At 69.0% G+C, this 716-nt stretch carries 1 protein-coding gene; it reads right to left on the reverse strand.

Features of this window, described 5'->3' with window-relative positions; all coding sequences use genetic code 11:
• Positions 1-716 (reverse strand): methyl-accepting chemotaxis protein (locus IH26_RS0152570; protein ID WP_030443822.1); only part of this gene is annotated, 716 nt, incomplete at both ends.

Raw genomic sequence — 716 nt, forward strand, 5'->3', positions numbered from 1 at the left:
GCCCCGGCGGCCTCCGCCACCTCACCGATGTTGCGGGCGATCTCCCCCGAACCGGTCGCGATCTGACCGACATTACGACTGATCTCCGACGCCGTCGCCGACTGCTGCTCCACCGCCGCCGCGATCGTCGTCTGCAACTCATTGATCTGATTCACCACCGACGCGATCCGCCCGATCGCCGTCGCCACCTCACCCGTCGTACTCTGAATCGCGGCGGTCTTGCTGGAGATGTCCTCGGTCGCCCGCGCCGTCTCCTGCGCCAGATCCTTCACCTCCGACGCCACCACCGCAAAACCCTTACCCGACTCCCCCGCCCGCGCCGCCTCGATCGTCGCGTTCAACGCCAGCAAATTCGTCTGCTCCGCGATCGCATTGATCACCTTCAGAATGTCACCGATCTCCGCACTCGCCTGCCCGAGCCGCTCCACCGCCTGCGACGTCTCCTCCGCCGTCGTCACCGCACCCGTCGCCACCCCCGCCGCGCTCGACGCGCTCGACGCGATCTCCGTGATCGACGCGGTCATCTCCTCGGTCGCCGCCGACATCGTCGTCACGTTCGCCGACACCTGCTGCGCCGTACTGGAAACCGCACCAGCCTGCGCCGTGGTCTCCTCCGCCGCCTGACCCAGCTCGGTGGCCACCGCGGTCAACTCGTCCGACGCGCCCGCCAGCGCCGACGAGGTCTCCCCGACCGTGGCCACCGCCTCGCGCATCGA

Origin of the sequence: Actinoplanes subtropicus (genome assembly GCF_000721705.1) — a bacterium.
Lineage (GTDB): Bacteria > Actinomycetota > Actinomycetes > Mycobacteriales > Micromonosporaceae > Actinoplanes > Actinoplanes subtropicus.